Source organism: Pseudomonas sp. P106(2024) (assembly GCF_057480815.1).
This window is the reverse complement of the sequence record NZ_JBLIYU010000020.1, coordinates 1-21,128: the sequence shown is the minus strand read 5'-3', so window position 1 is coordinate 21,128 and position 21,128 is coordinate 1. Positions and strand designations below refer to the sequence as shown.

At 63.3% G+C, this 21,128-nt stretch carries 21 protein-coding genes and 1 pseudogene; 14 read left to right on the top strand and 8 right to left on the bottom strand.

Going from position 1 to position 21,128, the window contains the following annotated elements:
- Positions 1-6: 6 nt before the first annotated feature.
- Positions 7-726 carry a protocatechuate 3,4-dioxygenase subunit beta gene (gene pcaH / locus AC25M7_RS23115; RefSeq protein WP_463402383.1) on the bottom strand — a complete coding sequence of 240 codons (720 nt, stop codon included), beginning with the start codon at positions 724-726 and terminating at the stop codon, positions 7-9.
- 199 nt (positions 727-925) lie between these two features.
- Between pcaH and ypfJ the strand changes: the two genes are divergently transcribed.
- Positions 926-1,807: a KPN_02809 family neutral zinc metallopeptidase gene (gene ypfJ, locus AC25M7_RS23110; RefSeq protein WP_028691326.1), complete on the top strand. Its 882-nt coding sequence runs from the start codon at positions 926-928 to the stop codon at positions 1,805-1,807.
- 227 nt (positions 1,808-2,034) lie between these two features.
- Positions 2,035-3,954, top strand: coding sequence for a methyl-accepting chemotaxis protein (locus tag AC25M7_RS23105; RefSeq protein ID WP_028691325.1), 1,920 nt, complete (start codon positions 2,035-2,037; stop codon positions 3,952-3,954).
- Between the two features lie 79 nt (positions 3,955-4,033).
- On the opposite strand, the gene ggt is transcribed toward AC25M7_RS23105, so the two are convergent.
- The 3 genes from ggt to mdaB all read right to left on the bottom strand — a co-directional run bounded on the left by ggt (position 4,034) and on the right by mdaB (position 7,389).
- Positions 4,034-5,701 carry a gamma-glutamyltransferase gene (gene ggt / locus AC25M7_RS23100; RefSeq protein WP_062362129.1) on the bottom strand — a complete coding sequence of 556 codons (1,668 nt, stop codon included), beginning with the start codon at positions 5,699-5,701 and terminating at the stop codon, positions 4,034-4,036.
- A gap of 118 nt (positions 5,702-5,819) precedes the next feature.
- Positions 5,820-6,716 (bottom strand): LysR family transcriptional regulator, encoded by an 897-nt coding sequence (locus tag AC25M7_RS23095; RefSeq protein WP_028691323.1) that lies wholly within the window; start codon positions 6,714-6,716, stop codon positions 5,820-5,822.
- Between the two features lie 82 nt (positions 6,717-6,798).
- A complete protein-coding gene (mdaB, locus tag AC25M7_RS23090; protein ID WP_028691322.1) occupies positions 6,799-7,389 on the bottom strand; it encodes an NADPH:quinone oxidoreductase MdaB in 591 nt (196 codons plus the stop codon).
- 160 nt (positions 7,390-7,549) lie between these two features.
- On the opposite strand from mdaB, the gene AC25M7_RS23085 reads away from it, so the two are divergent.
- Positions 7,550-7,864, top strand: a complete 315-nt coding sequence (locus tag AC25M7_RS23085; RefSeq protein WP_028691321.1) for a putative quinol monooxygenase — start codon at positions 7,550-7,552, stop codon at positions 7,862-7,864.
- Here AC25M7_RS23085 and AC25M7_RS23080 read toward each other — a convergent pair.
- A pseudogene (locus tag AC25M7_RS23080) lies at positions 7,854-7,937 on the bottom strand (sulfite exporter TauE/SafE family protein); the annotation flags it as partial. The gene AC25M7_RS23085 and the pseudogene AC25M7_RS23080 sit on opposite strands and share 11 nt — an antisense overlap.
- 107 nt (positions 7,938-8,044) lie before the next feature.
- The gene (locus AC25M7_RS23075) at positions 8,045-8,452 is read right to left on the bottom strand and encodes a type II toxin-antitoxin system HicB family antitoxin (protein WP_028691320.1); all 408 of its coding nucleotides are present in this window, start codon (positions 8,450-8,452) and stop codon (positions 8,045-8,047) included.
- Positions 8,453-8,954: 502 nt separating this feature from the next.
- Here AC25M7_RS23075 and AC25M7_RS23070 point away from each other — a divergent pair.
- The 7 genes from AC25M7_RS23070 (at position 8,955) to AC25M7_RS23040 (ending at position 15,133) form a co-directional block, all read left to right on the top strand.
- The gene (locus AC25M7_RS23070; protein WP_028691319.1) at positions 8,955-9,560 is read left to right on the top strand and encodes a CDP-alcohol phosphatidyltransferase family protein; all 606 of its coding nucleotides are present in this window, start codon (positions 8,955-8,957) and stop codon (positions 9,558-9,560) included.
- A gap of 30 nt (positions 9,561-9,590) precedes the next feature.
- Positions 9,591-11,345 (top strand): bifunctional alpha/beta hydrolase/class I SAM-dependent methyltransferase, encoded by a 1,755-nt coding sequence (locus tag AC25M7_RS23065; protein ID WP_486971510.1) that lies wholly within the window; start codon positions 9,591-9,593, stop codon positions 11,343-11,345.
- Positions 11,345-12,664 carry a phosphatase PAP2/dual specificity phosphatase family protein gene (locus AC25M7_RS23060; RefSeq protein WP_307944147.1) on the top strand — a complete coding sequence of 440 codons (1,320 nt, stop codon included), beginning with the start codon at positions 11,345-11,347 and terminating at the stop codon, positions 12,662-12,664. The genes AC25M7_RS23065 and AC25M7_RS23060 overlap by 1 nt, the downstream gene beginning before the upstream one ends.
- A complete protein-coding gene (locus tag AC25M7_RS23055) occupies positions 12,661-13,080 on the top strand; it encodes a hypothetical protein (protein ID WP_307944145.1) in 420 nt (139 codons plus the stop codon). The genes AC25M7_RS23060 and AC25M7_RS23055 overlap by 4 nt, the downstream gene beginning before the upstream one ends.
- Positions 13,081-13,090: 10 nt before the next feature.
- Positions 13,091-13,714 carry a lysophospholipid acyltransferase family protein gene (locus AC25M7_RS23050; RefSeq protein WP_028691315.1) on the top strand — a complete coding sequence of 208 codons (624 nt, stop codon included), beginning with the start codon at positions 13,091-13,093 and terminating at the stop codon, positions 13,712-13,714.
- 1 nt (position 13,715) lies between these two features.
- Positions 13,716-14,648 (top strand): phosphatidate cytidylyltransferase, encoded by a 933-nt coding sequence (locus tag AC25M7_RS23045; RefSeq protein ID WP_023631694.1) that lies wholly within the window; start codon positions 13,716-13,718, stop codon positions 14,646-14,648.
- Positions 14,649-14,788: 140 nt separating this feature from the next.
- On the top strand, positions 14,789-15,133 hold the full coding sequence (locus AC25M7_RS23040; RefSeq protein ID WP_023631693.1) for a cupin domain-containing protein: 345 nt from the start codon (positions 14,789-14,791) through the stop codon (positions 15,131-15,133).
- Between the two features lie 116 nt (positions 15,134-15,249).
- Here the strand turns inward: AC25M7_RS23040 and mmsB are convergent, their stop codons facing one another.
- Positions 15,250-16,140, bottom strand: a complete 891-nt coding sequence (mmsB, locus tag AC25M7_RS23035) for a 3-hydroxyisobutyrate dehydrogenase (protein WP_182324552.1) — start codon at positions 16,138-16,140, stop codon at positions 15,250-15,252.
- 10 nt (positions 16,141-16,150) lie between these two features.
- Positions 16,151-17,677 carry a CoA-acylating methylmalonate-semialdehyde dehydrogenase gene (locus AC25M7_RS23030; protein ID WP_028691312.1) on the bottom strand — a complete coding sequence of 509 codons (1,527 nt, stop codon included), beginning with the start codon at positions 17,675-17,677 and terminating at the stop codon, positions 16,151-16,153.
- Between the two features lie 131 nt (positions 17,678-17,808).
- On the opposite strand from AC25M7_RS23030, the gene AC25M7_RS23025 reads away from it, so the two are divergent.
- The 4 genes from AC25M7_RS23025 to AC25M7_RS23010 all read left to right on the top strand — a co-directional run bounded on the left by AC25M7_RS23025 (position 17,809) and on the right by AC25M7_RS23010 (position 21,010).
- Complete coding sequence (locus AC25M7_RS23025; protein WP_486971509.1) at positions 17,809-18,753, top strand: LysR family transcriptional regulator; 945 nt, start codon at positions 17,809-17,811, stop codon at positions 18,751-18,753.
- A gap of 189 nt (positions 18,754-18,942) precedes the next feature.
- On the top strand, positions 18,943-19,161 hold the full coding sequence (locus AC25M7_RS23020; protein ID WP_486971508.1) for a helix-turn-helix domain-containing protein: 219 nt from the start codon (positions 18,943-18,945) through the stop codon (positions 19,159-19,161).
- A 283-nt stretch (positions 19,162-19,444) separates the two neighbouring features.
- On the top strand, positions 19,445-20,209 hold the full coding sequence (locus AC25M7_RS23015) for a hypothetical protein (RefSeq protein WP_486971507.1): 765 nt from the start codon (positions 19,445-19,447) through the stop codon (positions 20,207-20,209).
- Positions 20,210-20,491: 282 nt separating this feature from the next.
- Complete coding sequence (locus AC25M7_RS23010) at positions 20,492-21,010, top strand: hypothetical protein (RefSeq protein ID WP_486971506.1); 519 nt, start codon at positions 20,492-20,494, stop codon at positions 21,008-21,010.
- Positions 21,011-21,128: the final 118 nt, after the last annotated feature.

Genomic DNA, 21,128 nt, shown 5'->3' with positions numbered 1-21,128 from the left:
GCCTCCTCAGCGGTTTTCGAAGTGGGTCTGGCGCTGGCCGCGCAGGACAATGTCGAAGCGGTAGGCCAGGCAATCCATGGGGTTGGCGTGGCTCATGTCGAGCCTGGCGATCAGCCGCTGGACCGCGTCGGAGTTGGCGATCGACTTGACGATCGGGCACAGCGGAATCAGCGGATCGCCCTCGAAGTACAACTGGGTGATCAGCTTGGTCGCGATCGACGGTCCGCTGATGGAGAAGTGGATATGTGCCGGGCGCCAGTCGTTGGGGCCGTTGCGCCATGGGTATGGACCGGGCTTGATGGTACGAAAGCTGTAGTAGCCGTCGCGGTTGGTCAGGCAACGGCCGACACCGCCGAAGTTCGGGTCCAGCGGCGCCAGGTAGCGGTCGTTCTTGTGCCGGTAGCGACCGCCGGCGTTGGCCTGCCACATCTCCACCAAGGTGTTGGCCACCGGCTTGCCGTACTGGTCGACAACGCGGCCGGCGACGATGATGCGCTCGCCGATCGGCAAGCCGCCGTGGTTGAAGTTGAGCAGCAAGTCATGGTCGTGTTCGCCGAAACGCAGATGGGAAAAGTCCGGGCCGGTACTTTCGCTGATCGACTGTGGGATGCTGACCAGCGCCTGGCGCGGCGAGCGCGCCACCGAGGTCTTGTAGTCGGGGGTGAAGGCCTTGGGGTGCCAGTTGCGATCACGGATCACGAAGCGGCTGGTGTCCTGAGCGGGCATGCCGGTTTCCTCTCTTGGAATTGTCGAACGCCTGGGCGTGGCAGGCGGAGTTGCAGTTTCCAGCAGGCCAATCGGGATGAATATTGAATTCAGCAGTCTTAGCCATAACCATTTGGTTATGCACAAGCGACCAAGGCGACGCCGAGGGCAGCGCTGGACTAATCTTTGACTTCTTGTTTCACGAACCGGAGAGCACTACATGGAATGGCGAAAAGGCCGACGCAGCGACAACGTGGTCGATGCCCGCGGCGAAGGGGGCGGCGGCATGCGCTTCGGCGGCGGCAAGGGCCTGGGGCTCGGCGCCATCCTGTTGATCGTCGGCATCGGCTGGCTCACCGGGCAGGACCCGTTGCAGATCCTCGGCCAGCTGGCCGGACAGATGGAGCAGCAGCAGACCGCCCCGGCCAACGTTGGCAGCAAGGCGCCGCCGGCCAACGACGAGCAGGCCGAGTTCGTCGCCTCGATCCTCGGCGACACCGAGGACACCTGGAAGGCGCTGTTCGCCCAGGCCGGCAAGCAGTACCGCGATCCCAAGCTGGTGCTGTTCAGTGGCCAGGTCAATTCCGCCTGCGGTTTCGCCTCATCGGCGGTCGGGCCGTTCTACTGCCCGGCCGACCAGCGCGTGTACCTGGACATGACCTTCTTCCGCGAAATGGAAACCCGCTTCAAGGCAGCCGGGGATTTCGCCCAGGCCTACGTGATCGCCCACGAAATCGGCCATCACGTGCAGACCCTGCTCGGGGTCTCGGCCAAGGTCGACGCCGCACGCCGCAACGGCCAGCGCATGGAAGGCGACAACGGCCTGCTGGTGCGCCAGGAACTGCAAGCCGACTGCCTGGCCGGGGTCTGGGCCTACCAGGCACAGAAACGCCTGAACTGGCTGGAGCCGGGGGATGTGGAAGAGGCACTGAACGCCGCCAATGCCATCGGTGACGATCGCCTGCAGCAGCAGGGGCAGGGACGGGTGGTGCCCGACTCCTTCACCCATGGTACCTCGCAACAGCGCGTGCGATGGTTCAAGGCCGGTTTTTCCAGTGGCGACGTAAATCAGTGCGATACCTTCAGCGCACGTAGCCTTTGATAGCCCCATCAGAACAGTGCACGCCCGTCGGTGTGCACTGGGTCTGCACCCGCAATTGACCACATCAAAAAACAAACGTATTCAACAAGTTATAAATTTGCTGAAAAAGCGTTTCAGCTTCTCGACGCTTTGCCGATAAGTCCTACACAAATCTGCGGGCTAACTGACAACAACAACGCCCAGCTTTTGAGATCAAGTGAGCGAAATCATTTTCTGGGAGAGCGTGCATGAACAGTTGGTTCGCTAATATCAGCGTCAACCTCAAACTCGGCCTGGGCTTCGGCCTGGTCCTGGTCCTGACCGGCCTGCTGGCCCTGACCGGCTGGAACAGCCTGGGCAGCCTTATCGACCGCAGCAACTGGATGAGCGACATCACCCAGCTCAACAGTGACCTGACCAACCTGCGCGTGGCCCGCCTGCAGTGGATGCTGACCAACGGCGACGATGCCTCGGCGGCCAACGTCCAAGCCAAGCTCGATGCCTTCGGCAGCCAGCAGCAGCACCTGGTCAACACCTTCAAGAGCCCCGAGAACCTCAAACTGCTGCGCGAGCAGGGCCAGAGCATCAGCGAATACCGGGTCTCGCTGGAGAAGATGCGCCAGGGCTACAAGACCACCCTCGCCGCCCGCGAATCGATGAACCAGACCGCGTCCCGCGCCAATGACGCCATCGAGGCGATCAGCGCCGCCGTGCTGTCCAGCGCCGAGAGCGATGCCAGCCGCCTGGCCCAATACCTGCTGATCAGCAAGGCCAAGCAACAGCTGGTGCAGGTGCGCCTTGACGTACGCAGCTACATCGCCGACCTGACCAGCGAAGCCGAGCAGGCCGCCCTGCGCCAGCTGGAAAACGCGCTGAATGAAATCGACAGCCTCAAGCGCCAGCTGCCGGGCGAAGCCTCACGCATCCAGCAATTCGAAAACGCCGTGCTGGCCTACCGCGACGCCGTGCGCCAGTTCCGCGACGCTACCGCAGCCATCGGTGTGGCCCGTGCCGAAATGACCGTGCAGGGCGCCGACATCGTCAAACGCAGCGACGAACTGTACAAGATCCAGATCGAGCGCCGTGACGCCGAAAGCGTCCAGGCCCGCACCCTGCAGACTACTGCCACCCTCCTGGCGCTGCTGGTCGGCGTACTCGCCGCATTCCTCATCACCCGTCAGATCACCCGCCCGCTGCGCGAGACCATGGACGTGGTCAACCGCATCGCCAGCGGCGACCTCACCCAGGAACTGCGTGTCACCCGTCGTGACGAGCTGGGCGCCCTGCAGCAGGGCATCGCTCGCATGGGCACCACCCTGCGCGACCTGATCACCGGCATCCGCGACGGCGTTACCCAGATCGCCAGCGCCGCCGAGGAACTGTCGGCGGTGACCGAGCAGACCAGCGCCGGCGCCAACAGCCAGAAGGTCGAGACCGACCAGGTGGCCACCGCCATGCACGAGATGGCCGCCACTGTCCAGGAAGTCGCGCGCAACGCCGAGCAGGCCTCGCACGCGGCGACCAACGCCGATGACGAAGCCCGGGTCGGCGACAAGGTGGTCGGTGAGGCCATCAGCCAGATCGAACGCCTGGCCCACGAAGTGCACCGCTCCACCGAGGCGATGACCCTTTTGCAGCAGGAAAGCCAGAAGATTGGCAGCGTCATGGACGTGATCAAGTCGGTGGCCGAGCAGACCAACCTGCTGGCGCTCAACGCCGCCATCGAGGCGGCCCGTGCCGGCGAGGCCGGTCGTGGCTTTGCCGTGGTGGCCGACGAGGTCCGTGGCCTGGCCCAGCGCACCCAGCAGTCCACCGAAGAGATCGAAGGCCTGATCGCCAGCCTGCAGCACGGCACCCAACAGGTCGCCGAAGTGATGAACGGCAGCCGCAGCCTGACCGACAGCAGCGTCGAGCTGGCGCGCAAGGCCGGTGGTTCGCTGGAGAGCATCACCCGCACGGTGTCGAACATCCAGTCGATGAACCAGCAGATCGCCGCCGCCGCCGAGCAGCAGAGCGCCGTGGCCGAAGAGATCAGCCGCAGCATCCTCAACGTGCGCGACGTGTCGGAGCAGACCGCCGCGGCCAGCGACGAGACCGCCGCCTCCAGCGTCGAGCTGGCGCGCCTGGGTGGTCACCTGCAGACACTGGTCAGCCAGTTCCGCGTCTGACCCTGTAACGCATCGCGGGGCAAGCCCGCTCCCACGACCGGTGGGAGCGGGCTTGCCCCGCGATCATTTCACCCCAGCCTTATTTGACGATCATCCCCACCCCACGCCCACGCGGATCGGAAGCGGTCTCCAGCTTCTCCCCGGTGACCCGGATCGCCTGGATATCGCCCATCTCCCAGCCCTGGTCCTCCAGCACGTAGCCCATCTTCTTCAAGTCGTCGGCCACTGCCCCCTTGAGCGGCGCGTAGCTGTCGAAGTAGATCGTATCCTTGGGCAGCAACTGGTGATGCACGCGCTGCGCCGCCACCGCCTTCTCCAGCGGCATGCCGTAGTCATACAGGTTGTTCATCACCTGGAAGATCGAGGTGAAGATCCGCGAACCGCCCGGCGTGCCCAGTACCAGGGCCACCTTGCCATCGCGGGTCACCAGGCTAGGACTCATCGACGAGAGCATGCGCTTGCCCGGCGCGATGGCGTTGGCGTCGCCGCCGACCACGCCAAAGGCATTGGCCGCCCCCGGCTTGGCGCTGAAATCGTCCATCTCGTCGTTGAGCAGGAAGCCCGCGCCCTTGACCACCACGCCACTGCCATAGTCGAGGTTGAGGGTGTAGGTGTTGCTCACCGCGTTGCCCTGCTTGTCGACGATGGAGAAGTGCGTGGTCTGGTGCGGTTCCAGCCCCGGCTTGACCTTGTCGGTCTCGGAGATCGCGTTCGGGTTGACCTGGGCGGCGCGCTTGGCCAGGTAGTCCTTGGCCACCAGCTGGTCGACCGGGACCTTGGTGAAGGCCGGATCACCGAGATAGTCGGCGCGGTCGGCGAACACGCGTTTCTCGATCTCGGCCAGCAGGTGGATGTACTTGGCCGAGTTGTGCTCGACGCCCTTGAAGTCGGCCGCGCGGTCTTCCTTGATGCCCAGCAGCTGGGCCAGGGCGACACCACCGGAGCTTGGCGGCGGCGCGGTGTAGACCACATTGCCGCGCCAGTTGATGGCGATCGGGTCACGCCACACGGCCTTGTAGTCCTTGAGGTCGTCCTTGGTGATCAGGCCCTTGTCGGCCTGCATCTGCGCCACCAGCAGGTCGGCGGTCTTGCCCTGGTAGAACTCGCTCACGCCCTGGTCGGCGATGCGCTCCAGGGTCTGCGCCAGCTCCGGCTGCTTGAACAGCTCGCCGACCTTCATGTGGCCGAAGTAGTCGTTGAAGTTGGTGGCGGTCTTGAACAGGCCCTGGGCGTCGTCGCGGTACTGGTACTGCTTCTGGGCGATCTTGAAGCCGTTCTGCGCGTAGCCGATGGCCGGCGTCAGCAGCTCGCTCCACTTGAGCTTGCCGAACTTCTGGTGCGCCTCCCACAGCCCCATCACCGTGCCCGGCACACCGGCGGCGCGTACGCCGACCAGGCTGAGGTTCTCGATCACCTCGCCCTTGTCGTCCAGGTACATGGTCTTGGTCGCGGCCTTGGGCGCCACCTCGCGGTAGTCGAGGAAGTAGGGCTTGCCGTCGACGAACAAGGTCATGAAACCACCGCCGCCGATATTGCCGGCCTCGGGGTAGGTCACGGCCAGGGTGAAGGCGGTGGCGACGGCAGCATCCACCGCGTTGCCGCCTTTCTTGAGGATATCGGCGGCCACCTGTGCGCCATATTGATCAGGGGCGGCCACCGCGCCGCCTTCCAGCGTCACGGCAAAGGCGGAGGAGCAGCTCAGGATCGCGGCCCCGAGGGCCAGTGGCTGGAACATGACGATACGCATGCGCACTTCCTTGGTGTTGTTTTTGTTGATCAGTCATTAAGGCCGAAGCCACCCGACTAAGCAAACACCATGGCAGGATTGCGCCGCCAATGGGCAGACACTGTCGCGTTCAGGCAACTCAGCAGGCGTAGGCGGCCAGCTTCTTCTGGATGAAATCGAGGAAACACTGGATCCGCAACGCCAACTGGGTGTTGCGGTAGTAGACCGCATGGATCGGCTGGCGATAGCCGTTATTGTGCTCTGCGAGCAGCACCTGCAGGCGGCCGGCGCGGATGTCCTCGTGGGTCATGAAATGCGACAGGCTGACAATGCCTTCACCGGCGATGGCCAGCTGGCGCAGGGTTTCGCCACTGGAGGCAAGCAGTTGCGGGCGGATTGCCCAATGGTCGCCCTGGGCGTGGCGCAACGGCCAGCGGTTGAGCGATTCCAGGGTGCTGAAGCCGAGCAGGCAATGTTGGTCGAGATCCTCGACCTTGTGCGGCATGCCGTGCTGCGCCAGGTAATCGGGGCTGGCGAGGACCTGCACCGGGCTGCAGCCCAGCGAGCGGGCATGCAGGCTGGAATCGGACAGCTCGCCGATGCGGATGGCCACGTCGGTGCTCTGCTCCAGCAGGTCGATAATCAGGTCGTCGGTATTCAACTCCAGCTCGATACCAGGGTATTGCCGGCGGAACTCGCCGATCCACGGCAGGATCGCGTGCAGCATGAACGGCGCGGCGGCATTGATGCGCAGGCGCCCGGACGGGGTCTGGCGGTTCATCGACAGGCGCTCTTCCATGTCGTCCATCTGCTCGAGGATCAGCCGCGCGCGCTCTAGGAAGAAGCGCCCTTCCTCGGTCAGGTCCATGCGCCGGGTGGTGCGGTTGACCAACGTCGTGCCGAGCTTGCCCTCCAACCGCGACAGGGTGCGGCTGACGGCCGACGGCGTCTGGCCGATCTGCTCGGCGGCGGCGGAGATCGAGCCGCTGTCGATGACGGCGACGAAGACCTGGAGTTCTTCGGAGCGAGTTTTCACACGAATGACCTTGGCAGGGGTATGCCGTGATTGATAACCGCTGGGCGAAGCCTGTGCAAGCCGGCCCCACGATGGGGCGGACTCAATGGCCCTTGCCGAACACTTCATCCAGGTGCTGCTCGTACGCCGCCAGCGCCGCAGGCACATCCGGCCGCTTCATCACATCGACGGCGAGGAAAGTCGGCAGCCCGCTCATGCCGAGGAACTGGTTGGCCTTATGGAACGGGAAGTACACCGCATCCACGCCCTTGCCTTCGAAGAAGTCGCTCGGGTCATCGAACGCCTGCTGCGGCGCGTTCCAGGTCAACGACAGCATGTACTGCTTGCCCTGGACCAGGCCACCGCTGCCGTACTTCTGCGAGGCATCGGAGCGGGTGCGACCATCGTTGGCGTACAGGCTGCCATGGCCGGCGGTGAACACCTCGTCGATGTATTTTTTCACCGTCCACGGCGCGCCCATCCACCAACCGGGCATCTGGTAGATCACCACGTCGGCCCAGAGGAATTTTTCCACCTCGGCCTGGACGTCGTAGCCGCCGTCGATGAAGGTTTCCCGCACATCGAAGCCGGCACGGTCCAGGTGGGCCAGCGCGGCGTCGTGCAGGGTCTGGTTGAGGCGGCCTTCGGAGTGGGCGAAGCGTTTGCCACCGTTGAGCAGGAGGATCTTTTTCATGGGAGGGTCAGCCCTGTAAGTGAAGTTGCCGGCAGGTTAGGCACTCACCGGGCATGGAAACAGCTGTCCCAGGGCAAAATACATTTGTCTTAAAATCACGAATGACAAACATATTGTTGATTTAAGATCTGATCACTCACTTCACTTACCGAGATCTCCCATGAGCGAGCAGTACGCCTTCATCCTCAAAGCCAAGACCCGCCCGGAACAGGCCGAAGCCTTCGAGCAACTGTTCCGTCCCTACGTCGAACCCAGCCGCCAGGAGCCGGGCTGCATCGAATACCATATGCTGCGCGACAAGGCAGACCCGAGCCTGTTCGTGTTCTTCGAGGTCTGGGCCAGCAAGGCGGCTCTGGACGTGCACTCGGCACTGCCGCACATGGCCGCATTCTTCGAAAAGCGCATGGATTACCTGGAGCGCGACTTTGATATCCAGATGATCGATATGCTCAGCGCCTCTTCCGCTAACCGCTGATCAACAGGTGCGTGCCCAGTACCGCCAGGCCGATGAAGAAGCAGCGTTTGAACAGCGCTGCGCTGATCCGCTGGTGTTGGTAATGCTCCTGGTACATCCGCTGGACACCCATGATGAGGCAGGTTTCAACGCCAGTCTGGACCATGAGGATGTGTCTGAATATGATCGGGGCGCGCAGGCTCAGTACACCTCAGCCAGTTCGCGCAGCGCCGCCGAAGCCAGGAATGCGGAGCGTGAGGCGTAGCGATTGTCCTGCTTCACCCTGTCGTCGATTCGTTGCAACAGGTTCCTGGGCAACGTCGCGCTGAAACGTACCGCCGTCCCCAGGTATGGCGTTGCGTCGAAGTCCACCAACGCCCAGAGGCCGCCTGCATACTCAGGGTTGTCCACATGCACATCCATTTCCTGCACCTGCGGCAGGGGCGCGCCATCGGCCACCAGCCCTTCATAATGCAGCGCCAGCGCCTCCTGAATGTTCTCCAGGGCCTGGGGGACCGTGGCGCCTGCGGAAAAACAGCCAGGTACATCGGGAATGGTGACGCCGTAATAGGTCTCACGGGACTTGTGCAGGACAACAAGCAGGTTCATCGGCTCTCTCGCTTTGTCGAGCTGCCCTGGTTGGGCATCTGCCGGGCAGCGTTTCCGGTCGGTGGACTGCGAAACTAGAACGTTCAGCCGCCCCCTCGCAATGTGCCAGGCGGCAGTGAAACAAGTTTCGGAAATGAACTACAGCCGAGTACCGAAACGCGCTGGGCGGCCCCTCGCAGGGCAAGCCCGCTCCTACAACGGTTGCGCCAAATCTGTAGGAGATCGCCCAGCCTTTCGGGCTGCGCTGTTGCGCAGGGAACCGTCCCCTGTGGGACCAGCTAAATCAATGAGTCAAGGCTAGTACCATGAGAGATTGTCCTGCCTATTGCACAACCCTGCCTTCGCGGGAAACAGTGTGGGAGCGGGCTTGCCCCGCGATCAATGCCGGCAAAGCCACCGCAATTACCTCGCCCTCCTCACAACTCCACTACGCGCCCCTTGCCGCCCCCCCGCCTGATTCCCCACAATCGCGTCCATGCCGCGCCACGACAGGGAATTCAACGTGCCATCGATCTATCAGCTCAAACCCCGCTTCCAGGCGTTCCTACGCCCTGCCGTCCAGCGCCTGTTCGACCGCGGCGTCACTGCCAACCAGGTGACGGTCACCGCTGCCGTCGTTTCCGTCCTGCTGGGCCTGTTGCTGGCCTGGCTGCCCCAGGTCACCTGGCTGTTCCTCCTGATCCCGGTGTGGATGCTGCTGCGCATGGCACTGAACGCAGTCGACGGCATGCTTGCCCGGGAGTTTGGCCAGCAGTCCAAACTCGGTGCCTACCTCAACGAACTGTGCGATGTGATCGCCGACACTGCTCTCTACCTGCCCTTCGCTCTGCTGCCAGGCGTTTCGCCGACACTGGTGGTGCTGGTGGTGGTGTTCGCGGTGATCAGCGAATACGCCGGCGTGATGGGCCCGCTGGCCGGCGCGTCGCGCCGCTACGACGGGCCGATGGGCAAGAGCGACCGGGCCTTCGCCTTCGGCGTGCTGGGTACCGGCGTGGCGTTCGGTCTGCTGGGCGCGGCCTGGATCAACGGCCTGCTGCTGGTCATCCTGCTGCTCTCGCTCTATACCCTCTACAACCGGGTTCGCCACGGCCTGGCCGAAACCCGCTGAGCCCCTCGCTGCCGGACAAGGATATTCGCCATGCGCCAAGCGCAATCACTGCACTTCTGCACTCATGACGGCGTCGAGCTGCACTATCGCCACTGGCCCGCCACGCGCAACGAACACCAACCGCGCCGGGCCGTGGTGATGTTCCATCGCGGCCACGAACACGGCGGGCGCATGGCCCACCTGGCCGATGAGCTGGACATGCCCGGCTACGACTTCTTCGCCTGGGACGCCCGTGGCCATGGCCAGTCGCCAGGGGCTCGCGGCGACAGCCCGGGCTTTGCCACCAGCGTGCGCGACGTGCAGACCTTCATCGAGCACATCCAGGCACAGCACGGCATCGCCGAGGCCGACATGGTGGTGCTGGCACAGAGCGTTGGCGCGGTACTGGTCGCCACCTGGGCCCACGATTATGCGCCAAAGGTACGTTGCCTGGTGCTTGCCTCGCCGGCCTTCAAGGTCAAGCTCTACGTACCCTTCGCCCGCCCCGGGCTGAAGCTGATGAAGGCCCTGCGCGGCAACTTCTTCGTCAACAGCTACGTCAAGCCGCGCCTGCTGACCCACGACCCGGAACGGGTCATGTCCTATGTCGCCGACCCGCTGATCAGCCGGCCCATCTCCGTCACCATGCTGCTGGGCCTGTACGACGCCGCCGACCGCGTGGTCGCCGATGCCCAGGCGATCCAGGTGCCGACGCAACTGCTGATCTCCGGCGCCGACCTGGTGGTCAAGCGCAAGCCGCAAGAGCAGTTCTTCGACCGCCTGGGCAGTACGCGCAAGGAAAAACACATCCTCCCCGGCTTCTTCCACGACACCCTCGGCGAACGCGACCGCGCCCATGCCCTGGCGCGGATCGAGCGCTTCGTCGCGCACTGTTTCGACGCACCGCAAGCGCAGCCCTCGCTGCTCGATGCCGACAAGAGCGGCGCCAGCTGCGCCGAGGCCGAGAGCCTGGCCGCGCCGTTGCCGCGCCATTCACCACGCGACCTCTACTGGCGTGCCACCCGCGCCGGCCTGCGCTTGGGCAAAGGCCTTTCCGAGGGGGTGAAGCTGGGCTTCGACACCGGTTTCGACTCGGGCTCGACCCTCGACTATGTCTACCGCAACACCCCGACCGGCAAGGGCAGGCTGGGCGAGCTGATCGACCGCAACTACCTGGATGCCATCGGCTGGCGTGGCATCCGCCAGCGCAAGCTGAATGTCGAGGAACTGCTGCGCCTGGCCATCGCCCGCCTGCGCGAACAGCAGCGCCCGGTGCATATCGTAGATATCGCCGCCGGACATGGCCGCTACATCCTCGAGGCGCTGCAAGGCCTGCAACAACTGCCCGACTCGATCCTGCTGCGCGACTACAGCGAACTGAACGTGGAACAGGGCAATGCCTTGATAACCGAGAAGGGCCTGGGCGAGATCGCCCGCTTCGTCCAGGGCGATGCCTTCGACCGCCCGAGCCTGGCCGCTCTCACCCCGCAGCCGACACTGGCGGTGGTCTCAGGCCTCTACGAACTGTTCCCCAGTAACCAGCTGGTCGGCAACTCGCTGGCGGGACTCGCCGATGCGGTCGAGGACGGTGGCTACCTGGTCTACACCGGTCAGCCCTGGCACCCGCAGCTGGAGATGATCGCCCGTGCCCTGACCAGCCACCGTGGCGGCCAGGCCTGGGTGATGCGGCGGCGCAGCCAGGCGGAGATGGACCAGTTGGTGGAGGCGGCAGGGTTTCGCAAGATTACCCAGCGCATCGACGAGTGGGGCATTTTCAGCGTCAGCCTGGCACAGCGGGTGCGCTGATGGCCCGTGAAACCGGGCTGATCCGCCGTGGCATCCTGTGGCTGTTGCTGCTCGGACCGTTCTTCTTTCTCAGCTATGGCATGGCCAATACCTACACCGCTGGCCGCGAGGACATTGGCAGCCTGGTGTTCGCCTGGGAACGGCAGATGCCGCTGTGGCCCTGGACGATCATCCCGTACTGGTCGATCGACCTGCTGTACGGTTTGTCGTTCCTGCTGCCGCGCTCGCGTTCGGAGATGGACCGCCATGCCCTGGCGCTGCTGACGGCGCAACTGATCTGCGTGGCCAGTTTCCTGTTCTGGCCGCTGCGTTTCACCTTCGAGCGCCCCGAGCTGTCGGGGCTGTTCGGCTGGCTGTTCGATGTGCTGATGGGTTTCGACAAGCCCTACAACCAGGCACCGTCGTTGCACATCGCGTTGCTGGTGATCATCTGGACGATGTTTGCCCGACATACGCAGCATCCTGCCTGGCGCTGGGTGGTGCATGGCTGGATGGGGCTGATCGGCCTGTCGGTGCTGACCACCTGGCAGCATCATTTCATCGATGTGCCGACCGGCGCGCTGGCGGGGTTTGTGTGCCTGTGGCTGTGGCCGCATAGCGGCCCGTTGCCCTGGCGACAGGCACGTCTGGCGCAGGACCCGAAACGTTGGCGCCTGGCGCTGCGCTATGGCCTGGGGACGGCCGTGCTGACGCTGTTGGCGATGAAACTGGGTGGTGGCGGGTTGTGGTTACTGTGGCCGGCGCTGTCATTGCTGCTGGTGGCGCTGAACTATGCCCTGTTCGGCGCCGCAGGTTTCCAGAAAGGCGCCGATGGGCGGCTGTCCGTGGCCGCCACCTGGCTGCTGGCGCCCTATCTGCTGTGCGCCTGGGTCAATTCGCGGCTTTGGACCTGGCGCCATCCGCAGGCGGATGAGGTGGCCGATGGCGTGTATCTCGGCAGAGTGCCGGGGCGCACTGAAGCATCTGCGTTCGCGGCGATTGTCGACCTGAGCGGGGAACTGCCCTGCCCCGCGATGACGACGCTGGAAACGCCGCAGGACTACCAGAGCCTGCCGACCCTGGACCTGATTGTCCCAGACCGGGAAATCCTGCAACAGGCCGCCAAGGCCATCGAACACCATCATCAACAAGGCCCGGTGCTGGTCTGCTGCGCCTTGGGCTACTCGCGCAGCGCCAGCGCCGTCGCCGCCTGGCTGCTGCTCAACGGCCATTGTGCCAGTGCCTCCCAGGCCGAAGCGCTGATTCGCCAGGCGCGCCCCGGTGTGGTCCTGCACCCGGCCCATCGCCTGGTATTGCATAACTTGGAGGCCCAGCCATGAGGCTGCTCCTCGTCGCCAGCCTGCTCGCCCGTGGCCGCCAGCTGGAGCGCCTGTCGGATGGCCTGACCCTGCTGGCCCTGGCCTGCACCCTGTCTCCTTTGCTCGGCCTACCATTGGCGCCGTTGCCGCACCTGCTCTGCGGCCTCTCGCTGCTGCTCGGCCTGGCCCACAAGTATTGGGCCCTGCGCGTCGCCCTGGACGCCGACCTGTTCGCCCGCATCGGCGCCAGCAGCGACCTGCCCGGCGACACCCAGGCCTTGGACCACGCCCTGTTCGACCTGCGCCTCAAGCCTGCAGCCAGCGACCCGCGCGACTGGCCGACCCGCAGCCGGGCCGCCCTGGCCCTGCTGCGCCGCCAGGCCCTGTGCCTGACCCTGCAGGTCGCATTAATGCTAATCCTCCCCTTCACCGGATAAGACCAATGCCATGCTCGCCAGCCTGACTGCCTTCGTCATCACCTCCGCCGCCCGCCTGATCACCGGCGCCCGCGCCTTGTGGCTGGGCTGCACGCCGCAGCCGGTACAGCGCCTGTACTTCGCCAACCACAGCAGCCATGGCGACTTCGTGCTGCTGTGGGCCGCGCTGCCCGAGCCGCTGCGCCGCCGCACCCGCCCCGTGGCGGGCGCCGACTACTGGTGCAAGCCGGGCATCCGCGACTTCCTGATCCGCCAGGTGTTCAACGGCGTGCTGATCGACCGCCAGCACGGCGCAAGCGAGGGCAACCCACTGCAACCGGTACTCGATGCTTTCGCCCAGGGCGATTCGCTGATTTTCTTCCCGGAGGGCACACGCAACCTGACCGACGACCCGTTGCTGGCATTCAAGAGCGGCCTGTTCCACCTGGCCTCGGCCAACCCGCAGGTCGAGCTGGTGCCGGTGTGGATCGCCAACCTCAACCGGGTCATGCCCAAGGGTCGCGCCCTGCCGCTGCCACTGCTGTGCACCCTGAGCTTCGGCGAGCCGCTGCACCTGCAGCCGGACGAGGGCAAGCACGCCTTTCTCGAGCGGGCCCGACAAGCCCTGCTGAACCTGGCCCCGAAGGAAGCCTGAGATGGATCACAACACCCTGTCGCTGTTCGCCGGCATCGGCGCCCTGCTGCTGCTCGCCAGCCTGGTTGGCCGCCTGCTCAAATGGCGCGCCGGCCCCGCGCCGCACGCAGTGATCGACAACCTCAACGCGCGCATCAACGCCTGGTGGGTGATGGTGCTGGTGATCGGCATCGCCTTCCTGTTCGGCAAGTACGGCGTGATCGTGCTGTTCTACGGCGTGTCGTTCTATGCCCTGCGCGAGTTCATGACCCTCACCCCGACCCGACGCAGCGACTACCCGGCGCTGGTGGCGGCTTTCTATGTGGCGCTGCCGGTGCAGTACCTGCTGATCGCCATGGACTGGTACGGGCTGTTCAGTATCTTCATCCCGGTGTACCTGTTCCTGTTGCTGCCGATCCTGGCCAGCTTCGGCGGCGACACCACGCGCTTCCTCGAGCGCGCCTCCAAGGTACAGTGGGGCCTGATGATCGCGGTGTACTGCGTGTCGTCGGTGCCGGCGTTGATGACCCTGGACATTCCCGGCTACGAGGGTCGCAACCTGCTGCTGATCGCCTGGCTGATCCTGGTGGTGCAGATCAGCGACGTGCTGCAGTACGTGTGCGGCAAGCTGTTCGGCAAGCGCAAGGTGGCGCCGAACCTGTCGCCGTCGAAGACCGTCGAAGGCCTGGCCGGCGGTGTGGCGCTGGCCACCCTGGTCGGCGCCCTGCTGTGCTGGATCACCCCGTTCACCTTCTGGCAGGCGGCGCTGATGGCCTTGACTGTCAATGCCATGGGCTTCTTCGGCGGGCTGGTGATGTCGGCGATCAAGCGCGACCGCGGCGTGAAGGACTGGGGCCATATGATCGAAGGCCACGGCGGCATGCTCGATCGCATGGACTCGGTGTGTTTCGCCGCGCCGGTGTTCTTCCACTTCGTGCGTTACTGGTGGGCGTGAGCCACTGACAGTCCACAACCTGCAAGGCCCGAGCCCTGACATTGCGCGGGCAGACAGCTGGGCGTCGAGCCCAGGCAACTGCCCGTCTGGTGATGACTCTATGGTGACGCGTCATCTCACTTGTTGCCTGGAGCCACGCCATGTCCGATTTCATCACCGTCCTGCGCGAAACCTGCCCGACCCCGGTGGTCGACGCAACCAAGTGGAAGCGCATCGGCGGCGACCCGCACACCGTCAACCTCAATGCCTACCTGTCAGCCGACGGCAGCAAGATCATGGGCACCTGGATCTGCACGCCGGGCAAGTTCGAGGTCAACTATGAAAAGTGGGAGTACTGCCATTTCCTCGATGGCTATTGCATCGTCACCCCGGAAGGCGAGGAGCCGAAACACCTCAAAGCAGGTGATGTGTTCGTGATCGAACCGGGGATGAAGGGGACCTGGGAAGTGGTCGAGACGGTGCGCAAGTACTTCGTCTTCGCCTGACCCGCTCCCACGCTCACACAGTTTGCAAAAAAAATCGCGAACCCGATGTCCCTTCCCCAAGGTGCGCAGTTACAAGGGGAAGGGCCACCCGGCCCGCGATCAAGTCCACTCGCTCGTCAATCCTTCTTGCGGTACCCCTCGACGATCGCCGAGAAATCCTTGCCGCCTTCGCCGCGCAGGCTCATGGCCTGGTACAGCTGCTGGGCCACGGCGCCGAGGATCACCGGCTGGTGCGCCTGGCGCGCGGCCTCGGTGGCCAGCCCCAGGTCCTTGAGCATCAGCTCGGCACCGAAGCCGCCGGTGTAGCCGCGCGAAGCCGGGGCGGTCTCGATGATGCCCGGCCATGGGTTGTAGGTATCCGAACTCCAGCAACGCCCGGTGGAGCTGTTGATGATGCCGGCCAACACCTTGGTGTCGATGCCCAGCGCATTGCCCAGGGCCATGGCCTCGGACACACCGATCATCGAGATGCCCAGCAGCAGGTTGTTGCAGATTTTGGCGATCTGGCCGGTACCGACCTCGCCGCAGTGCACGATATTGCGGCCCATCTGCTCCAGCACCGGCTTGAGCGTGGCGAACAGCTCTGCGCTGGCGCCGACCATGAAGGTCAGGGTGCCGGCCGCCGCGCCGCCGGTACCACCGGAAACCGGCGCATCGCCCATGTCGATACCCTTGGCCGCTGCAACCTTGGAGACCTCACGGGCGGTCTGCGGGTCGATGGTGCTGCAGTCCACGGTCGGAGTGCCGGGGCGGATGCCAGCCAGCACGCCGGTTTCTTCATCCAGGTACACGCCGCGCACATGGGCGGCGGCCGGCAGCATGGTGATCACCAGCTCGCTGTTGGCGGCTGCGTCCTTGGGTGACGTGCTGACCTGGCCACCCAGCTCCGCGAGTTCGGCCAGCACGGTCTTGTTCAGGTCGAACAAGTTCAGTTGGTGCCCGGCCTTGATCAGGTTGCGGGCCATGGGCGCGCCCATGTTGCCCAGGCCGATGAAAGCGATACGCATGGCGTTCTCCTTAGCGCAGGCTGATGGTGGTGTTCACACCATCATTGACGCTGTCGTCGTCGAACCAGCGGGCGGTGACGGTCTTGGTCTGAGTGTAGAACTGCACCACCTGCTTGCCGTACGGGCCGAGGTCGCCGAGCTTGGAGCCACGGGAACCGGTGAAGCTGAAGAACGGCACCGGCACCGGGATCGGGATGTTGATGCCGACCTGGCCGATATCGATCTCGCTCTGGAACTTGCGTGCCGCCGCGCCGCTCTGGGTGAACAGGCCGGTGCCGTTGCCGAACGGGTTGGCGTTGACCAGGGCGATGGCCTCGTCGAGGGTGTCGACCTCCAGGGTGACCAGCACCGGGCCGAAGATTTCCTGGGTGTAGACCTGCATGTCGGTCTTCACCCCGGAGAACAGGGTCGGGCCGACGAAGTTGCCCTGCTCGTAGCCCGGCACCTTCACATCGCGGCCGTCCAGTTCGAGCTTGGCGCCTTCCTTGATGCCGCTTTCGATCAGGCCCAGCACACGCTCCTTGGCGCGCTTGGAAACCACCGGGCCGACATCGGTGCCCGGCTCGTTGCCGGCGTTGACCTTGAGCTTGCTCGCCGCTTCCTTGATATCCGGCAGCCATTCGCGGGCCTTGCCCACCAGCACCGCCACGGAGGTGGCCATGCAGCGCTGGCCGGCCGCGCCGAAGGCGGCGCCGACCAGGGCGTTGATGGTCTGGGTGCGGTTGGCGTCGGGCAGCACCACGGCATGGTTCTTGGCGCCCATCATCGACTGCACGCGCTTGCCGTGCTGGCTGCCCAGGTTGTAGACGTGGGTGCCGACTTCGGTCGAGCCAACGAACGAGATCGCCTTGATGTCCTGGTGGGTGCAGATCGTGTCGACCACCTGCTTGCCGCCGTGCACCACGTTGAGCACGCCGGCCGGGATGCCGGCTTCCAGCGCCAGCTCGACCAGCATCATGGTCGACAGCGGGTCCTGCTCGGACGGCTTGAGCACGAAGGTGTTGCCGCAGACGATGGCCATCGGGAACATCCACAGCGGGATCATCGCCGGGAAGTTGAACGGGGTGATGCCGGCGCACACGCCGATCGGCTGGCGCAGGGTGTAGGTGTCGACACCGCCGGCGACGTTCTCGGCGAACTCGCCCATCTGCAGGGTGCCGATGGAGGCGGCGTGCTCGACCACCTCCAGGCCACGGAAGATATCGCCCTCGGCGTCGGCGAGGGTCTTGCCCTGTTCGGCGCTGAGGGTCACGGCGATGCGCTTGCTGTGTTCGCGGATCAGCGCCTGCAGCTTGAGCATGATGCGCATGCGCGCGCCGATCGGGGTGTCGCGCCAGGTCTTGAAGGCGCGCTCGGCGGCGGCCACGGCGGCGTTGACTTCCTCGACGGTGGCGAACGGCACCCGCGCCAGCACTTGCTGGGTCGCCGGATTGACGATGTCGCGCCATTCGGTGGTCTTGGACTCGACCCATTGGCCGTCGATCAGCAGCTTGACCTGCTCGACCTTGGTCTGGTCGGGCGTCTGGGGTGCGTTCATCTGCGCTCTCCTTGGAATTATTGTCGGAACGAGGACGCCTACGCCGCAGCGAACGGGGTGGCGCTCAGGGGCTGAGTTCGAGTATAGATGTGCAAACATCCAACAAGAATGCACAAAAAAACCGGATCATCATGCAAAAAGACCTCACCTCCCTGAGCGCGCTGAACTGGGACGACCTCAAGTTCTTTCTTGAGGTGGCGCGCACCCGCAAGGCCAGCAGTGCGGCCAAGCGCCTGGCCGTGGACTACACCACGGTGTCGCGGCGCATCGGTTCACTGGAAGGGGCGCTGGGCACTTTGCTGTTCGAAAAATCACGGACCAACGGTTTCGTGCTCACCGCCGAGGGCCAGCGCCTGCTGGGCTATGCCGAGTCGATCGAGAGCACCCTGCACATGGCCTGCGAGCAGGTCTCGGGGTCGGGCGTGGCATTGTCGGGGCATGTGCGCATGGGCTGCACCGAAGGCTTCGGCAGCTTCTTCGTCACTGCGCAACTGAGCCACTTCGTCGATGCCTGGCCGGCGATCTCGGTGGATATCCTGCCGCTGCCGCACTTCATCAGCCTGTCCAAACGCGAGGCCGATATCGTCATCGCCCTGGAACGTCCGGAACATGGGCCTTATGTGTGCTGCAAGCTGTGCGACTACCGCCTGCGCCTGTATGCGACCCAGGACTATCTGGACAACCACGAGCCGATTCGCGAGATCGCCGACCTGGGCCGCCATCCGTTCATCAGCTACGTGGACGACCTGGCGTTCAGCTCGGAGCTGCTGTACCTGGCCAACCTGATCCCCAACGCCAACGCGCACCTGCGCAGCACCAGCGTGATCGCCCAGTACACGGCGGCCTTGCAGGGACGCGGGCTGGCGATCCTGCCGTGCTTCCTGGCGGCGCAGGATCCGCGACTGGTGACGCTGCTGCCGGAGGAGATCGAGGTGACGCGGCAGTTCTGGATGTACTGCCGGGAGGATCTGCGCAAGCTCAAGCGGATCACCCTGCTATGGGATTACATTCGCGAGGTGACCGAGGCCAATGCGCCGTTGCTGATGGGCGAAACCCGCGAGATGAAATTCGCTTAGCTGGGATCGACAAGGAGTAAGGGTGCCTCATCCTACTCACCGCATCAGGGCCATGGCAACGATTTGTGACAGCATTTGTGACACTTCGGATCGGCGCCTCCCACACAGGTAGTAGCGTGAACTCGGACACCAGCAGTCTTCGCGTGCTTCATCTGCATCCTGCCCTGCTCGACTTGGGCAGGCTTCAGCATGTCGAGTCAGTCAAGGCCGCACCAGTTCGGTATCCGCATCAGGGAGCTGCGCATGGCCATGGGCATGAGCCAGGAGGCATTCGCTGATCGGTGTGGCTTTGCCCGGACCTACATGTCCCGCATCGAGACGGGAGGAGCGAATCCCTCCATCAACGCCATCAAGGTGCTGGCTGACGCTCTGGGCGTGAGCATCTCCGCTCTGTTCGAAGGTATGTGATTCGCCCTCCCATCCTGACAGAGTGACGCTATGAGCACCGTTGCAACTACCTACGGCGCATCAGTGGGTTTTACCAAGAGCTGTTTAGTGCCTCTCGTGTACGACCACTCTCGACCCATTGCGGCCGTTCGCGAAGGGCGGATATCGGCCAAAATCGGATAGTGATAGAAAAATAAATCTGTCGCCTTTCGATCGTTTTTTTTGGCTGTGGGTTGTCAGCAGTGGCAATTGCGGGCAACGTTGTATTGCTCGGTTAGCACGACTTTGAAAATAAGGATGGATAATGAAACTCAAGGAATGGGCTCAACTCGAGGCCCTTTATAAAATCAGTCGCAAACAACCCAATAAACACATATTTAAACTCCACAATGCTCGCAAGCTATGGCCAATGTGGTCAGCGGTAGGGTCAACCGCATTGCTTTTTGTGTTCGCAATGTTCGGCATCAGGAACCCTACGCTGATTCCTTACACCTACATGGCACTGGCTCCTTGGGCTCTTCTGCTCTATGTCACGCGCCTTAAAGCATTACGCATGGTTTACCCGCAGCAGTTTGCAGATCACGCGATTGACCACCAGCCGAGCCTAGAAAGGGAAAACGCCCTTTGTTATGCCTTCTTTCTGGAGGAATTGCGCAAGGAGGGCTACACGGTTGAGAAACTACGCGAGTTGTCAGCTTATGCTGGCCTGACCGGAAAACCCGCCAGGCCTGCTTTATCCCAGAACCTGAGTTTCGCCTCTCTGATCGCGCTGATGATCGCTTTGTGCACGGAAATTATTAAAGCCACACCTCTGTTCACATGGGGAAAGGGCTCGGTGATCGTGGTGCTGGGTATGGGCGCACTGTTCTTGAACTGGCTGGTACTGGACGGTATTCGCAGCGTTTCCTATGAGCGGATGTGCATAAAACGCTATGTCGAAATGGCCGTTTTCGACTTGGATGAACTTCTTGATAAGACCGCCGAAGTACCTGTCGAGCAGCAGCTACCGGCGGTGTTGAGCATCGCAGAACGAGACAGTAGCGTCAGCACTGTCGCTGATTTGTCCTAGCTTTTTGGCTGCGAAGTAGATACAGCCCTTTCAAGGTATTTAGGTAGAATAGGCAACAAGTAACCTGTGGCGAGCGGGCTTGTCCCGCGTTGGGTTACGAAGCAGCCCCAAAACCAGCAGTCGAAGAGTGCCTGACTCACAGTCATTCTTTCTTTTAGGTTCGCTCGCAAACCCAACGAAAAGGGGAAAGATTTATTTACCGCTCCTCAGTCCGCTTCCGGCCGGTTAGCGACCGCTGCTCTGGTTAACCATCCTTGTCCTCCCACACATGGAGGATTTGCCATGAACATCATCGTAACCTGCGGCCGCTCTGGAGATGGCAGAACAGATCGAGGTTTGATCATGCATAGCGGCGGTCTAAGCCAGACCGTCGCTAACCGGCCAGAATCAGCCGCTTCAACCCAAGTACCAAGAAACGATTACAATCCCGAGCTGTCAACTTCCTTGCCAGAGTGCTGCGTTATGAAACTTGAGAGAGTTAGGTATTTGCTCGGCCCCAACCCTGGCGACCCTTCTCCGATGGAGTTGCTGGTGTTGATTCTGGAGGCGTCTATCGAGCTGGTGTCGATTTCAGGTAACGACTTTTGCTGGTCGTATTGGGCAGACGAAAGCGAAGCAATACAAGAGCTTCAAAGCTTGCTTGACTTGCTGAAGGCCGGCACCTTACCCGAACGACTGAAGCTCACCGTAATCTTTGCACCCACTGGGGCGCTGCAAGAAACGAGTATGAGTAGCGGTTGGGCAGAAACCTATTTGAAAATTGCGGACCGATTTGATCAGGTTGAAGCATTGTTGTGGTGATGTCAGAAGTTGTCCAAACTGAATCGCCCCTGGTTTCCTAGACACTCTCCAAGCTCAGGAAATAGCGTTTCTCATACTCTACTGGAGACAGCTGCATAGCACTGCTGTGTCGACGCTT

Excerpts from the sequence above, each read along its gene's own strand:
- AC25M7_RS23040 (WP_023631693.1), top strand. The coding sequence starts at position 14,789 with ATGTCCGATTTCATCACCGTCCTGCGCGAAACCTGCCCGACCCCGGTG.
- AC25M7_RS23030 (WP_028691312.1), bottom strand. The coding sequence starts at position 17,677 with ATGAACGCACCCCAGACGCCCGACCAGACCAAGGTCGAGCAGGTCAAG.
- AC25M7_RS23065 (WP_486971510.1), top strand. The coding sequence starts at position 9,591 with ATGCGCCAAGCGCAATCACTGCACTTCTGCACTCATGACGGCGTCGAG.
- ggt (WP_062362129.1), bottom strand. The coding sequence starts at position 5,701 with ATGCGTATCGTCATGTTCCAGCCACTGGCCCTCGGGGCCGCGATCCTG.
- AC25M7_RS23105 (WP_028691325.1), top strand. The coding sequence starts at position 2,035 with ATGAACAGTTGGTTCGCTAATATCAGCGTCAACCTCAAACTCGGCCTG.
- AC25M7_RS23060 (WP_307944147.1), top strand. The coding sequence starts at position 11,345 with ATGGCCCGTGAAACCGGGCTGATCCGCCGTGGCATCCTGTGGCTGTTG.
- AC25M7_RS23045 (WP_023631694.1), top strand. The coding sequence starts at position 13,716 with ATGGATCACAACACCCTGTCGCTGTTCGCCGGCATCGGCGCCCTGCTG.
- AC25M7_RS23050 (WP_028691315.1), top strand. The coding sequence starts at position 13,091 with ATGCTCGCCAGCCTGACTGCCTTCGTCATCACCTCCGCCGCCCGCCTG.
- AC25M7_RS23075 (WP_028691320.1), bottom strand. The coding sequence starts at position 8,452 with ATGAACCTGCTTGTTGTCCTGCACAAGTCCCGTGAGACCTATTACGGC.
- AC25M7_RS23055 (WP_307944145.1), top strand. The coding sequence starts at position 12,661 with ATGAGGCTGCTCCTCGTCGCCAGCCTGCTCGCCCGTGGCCGCCAGCTG.
- AC25M7_RS23085 (WP_028691321.1), top strand. The coding sequence starts at position 7,550 with ATGAGCGAGCAGTACGCCTTCATCCTCAAAGCCAAGACCCGCCCGGAA.
- AC25M7_RS23020 (WP_486971508.1), top strand. The coding sequence starts at position 18,943 with ATGTCGAGTCAGTCAAGGCCGCACCAGTTCGGTATCCGCATCAGGGAG.
- AC25M7_RS23010 (WP_486971506.1), top strand. The coding sequence starts at position 20,492 with ATGAACATCATCGTAACCTGCGGCCGCTCTGGAGATGGCAGAACAGAT.
- ypfJ (WP_028691326.1), top strand. The coding sequence starts at position 926 with ATGGAATGGCGAAAAGGCCGACGCAGCGACAACGTGGTCGATGCCCGC.
- mdaB (WP_028691322.1), bottom strand. The coding sequence starts at position 7,389 with ATGAAAAAGATCCTCCTGCTCAACGGTGGCAAACGCTTCGCCCACTCC.
- AC25M7_RS23015 (WP_486971507.1), top strand. The coding sequence starts at position 19,445 with ATGAAACTCAAGGAATGGGCTCAACTCGAGGCCCTTTATAAAATCAGT.
- AC25M7_RS23025 (WP_486971509.1), top strand. The coding sequence starts at position 17,809 with ATGCAAAAAGACCTCACCTCCCTGAGCGCGCTGAACTGGGACGACCTC.
- mmsB (WP_182324552.1), bottom strand. The coding sequence starts at position 16,140 with ATGCGTATCGCTTTCATCGGCCTGGGCAACATGGGCGCGCCCATGGCC.
- pcaH (WP_463402383.1), bottom strand. The coding sequence starts at position 726 with ATGCCCGCTCAGGACACCAGCCGCTTCGTGATCCGTGATCGCAACTGG.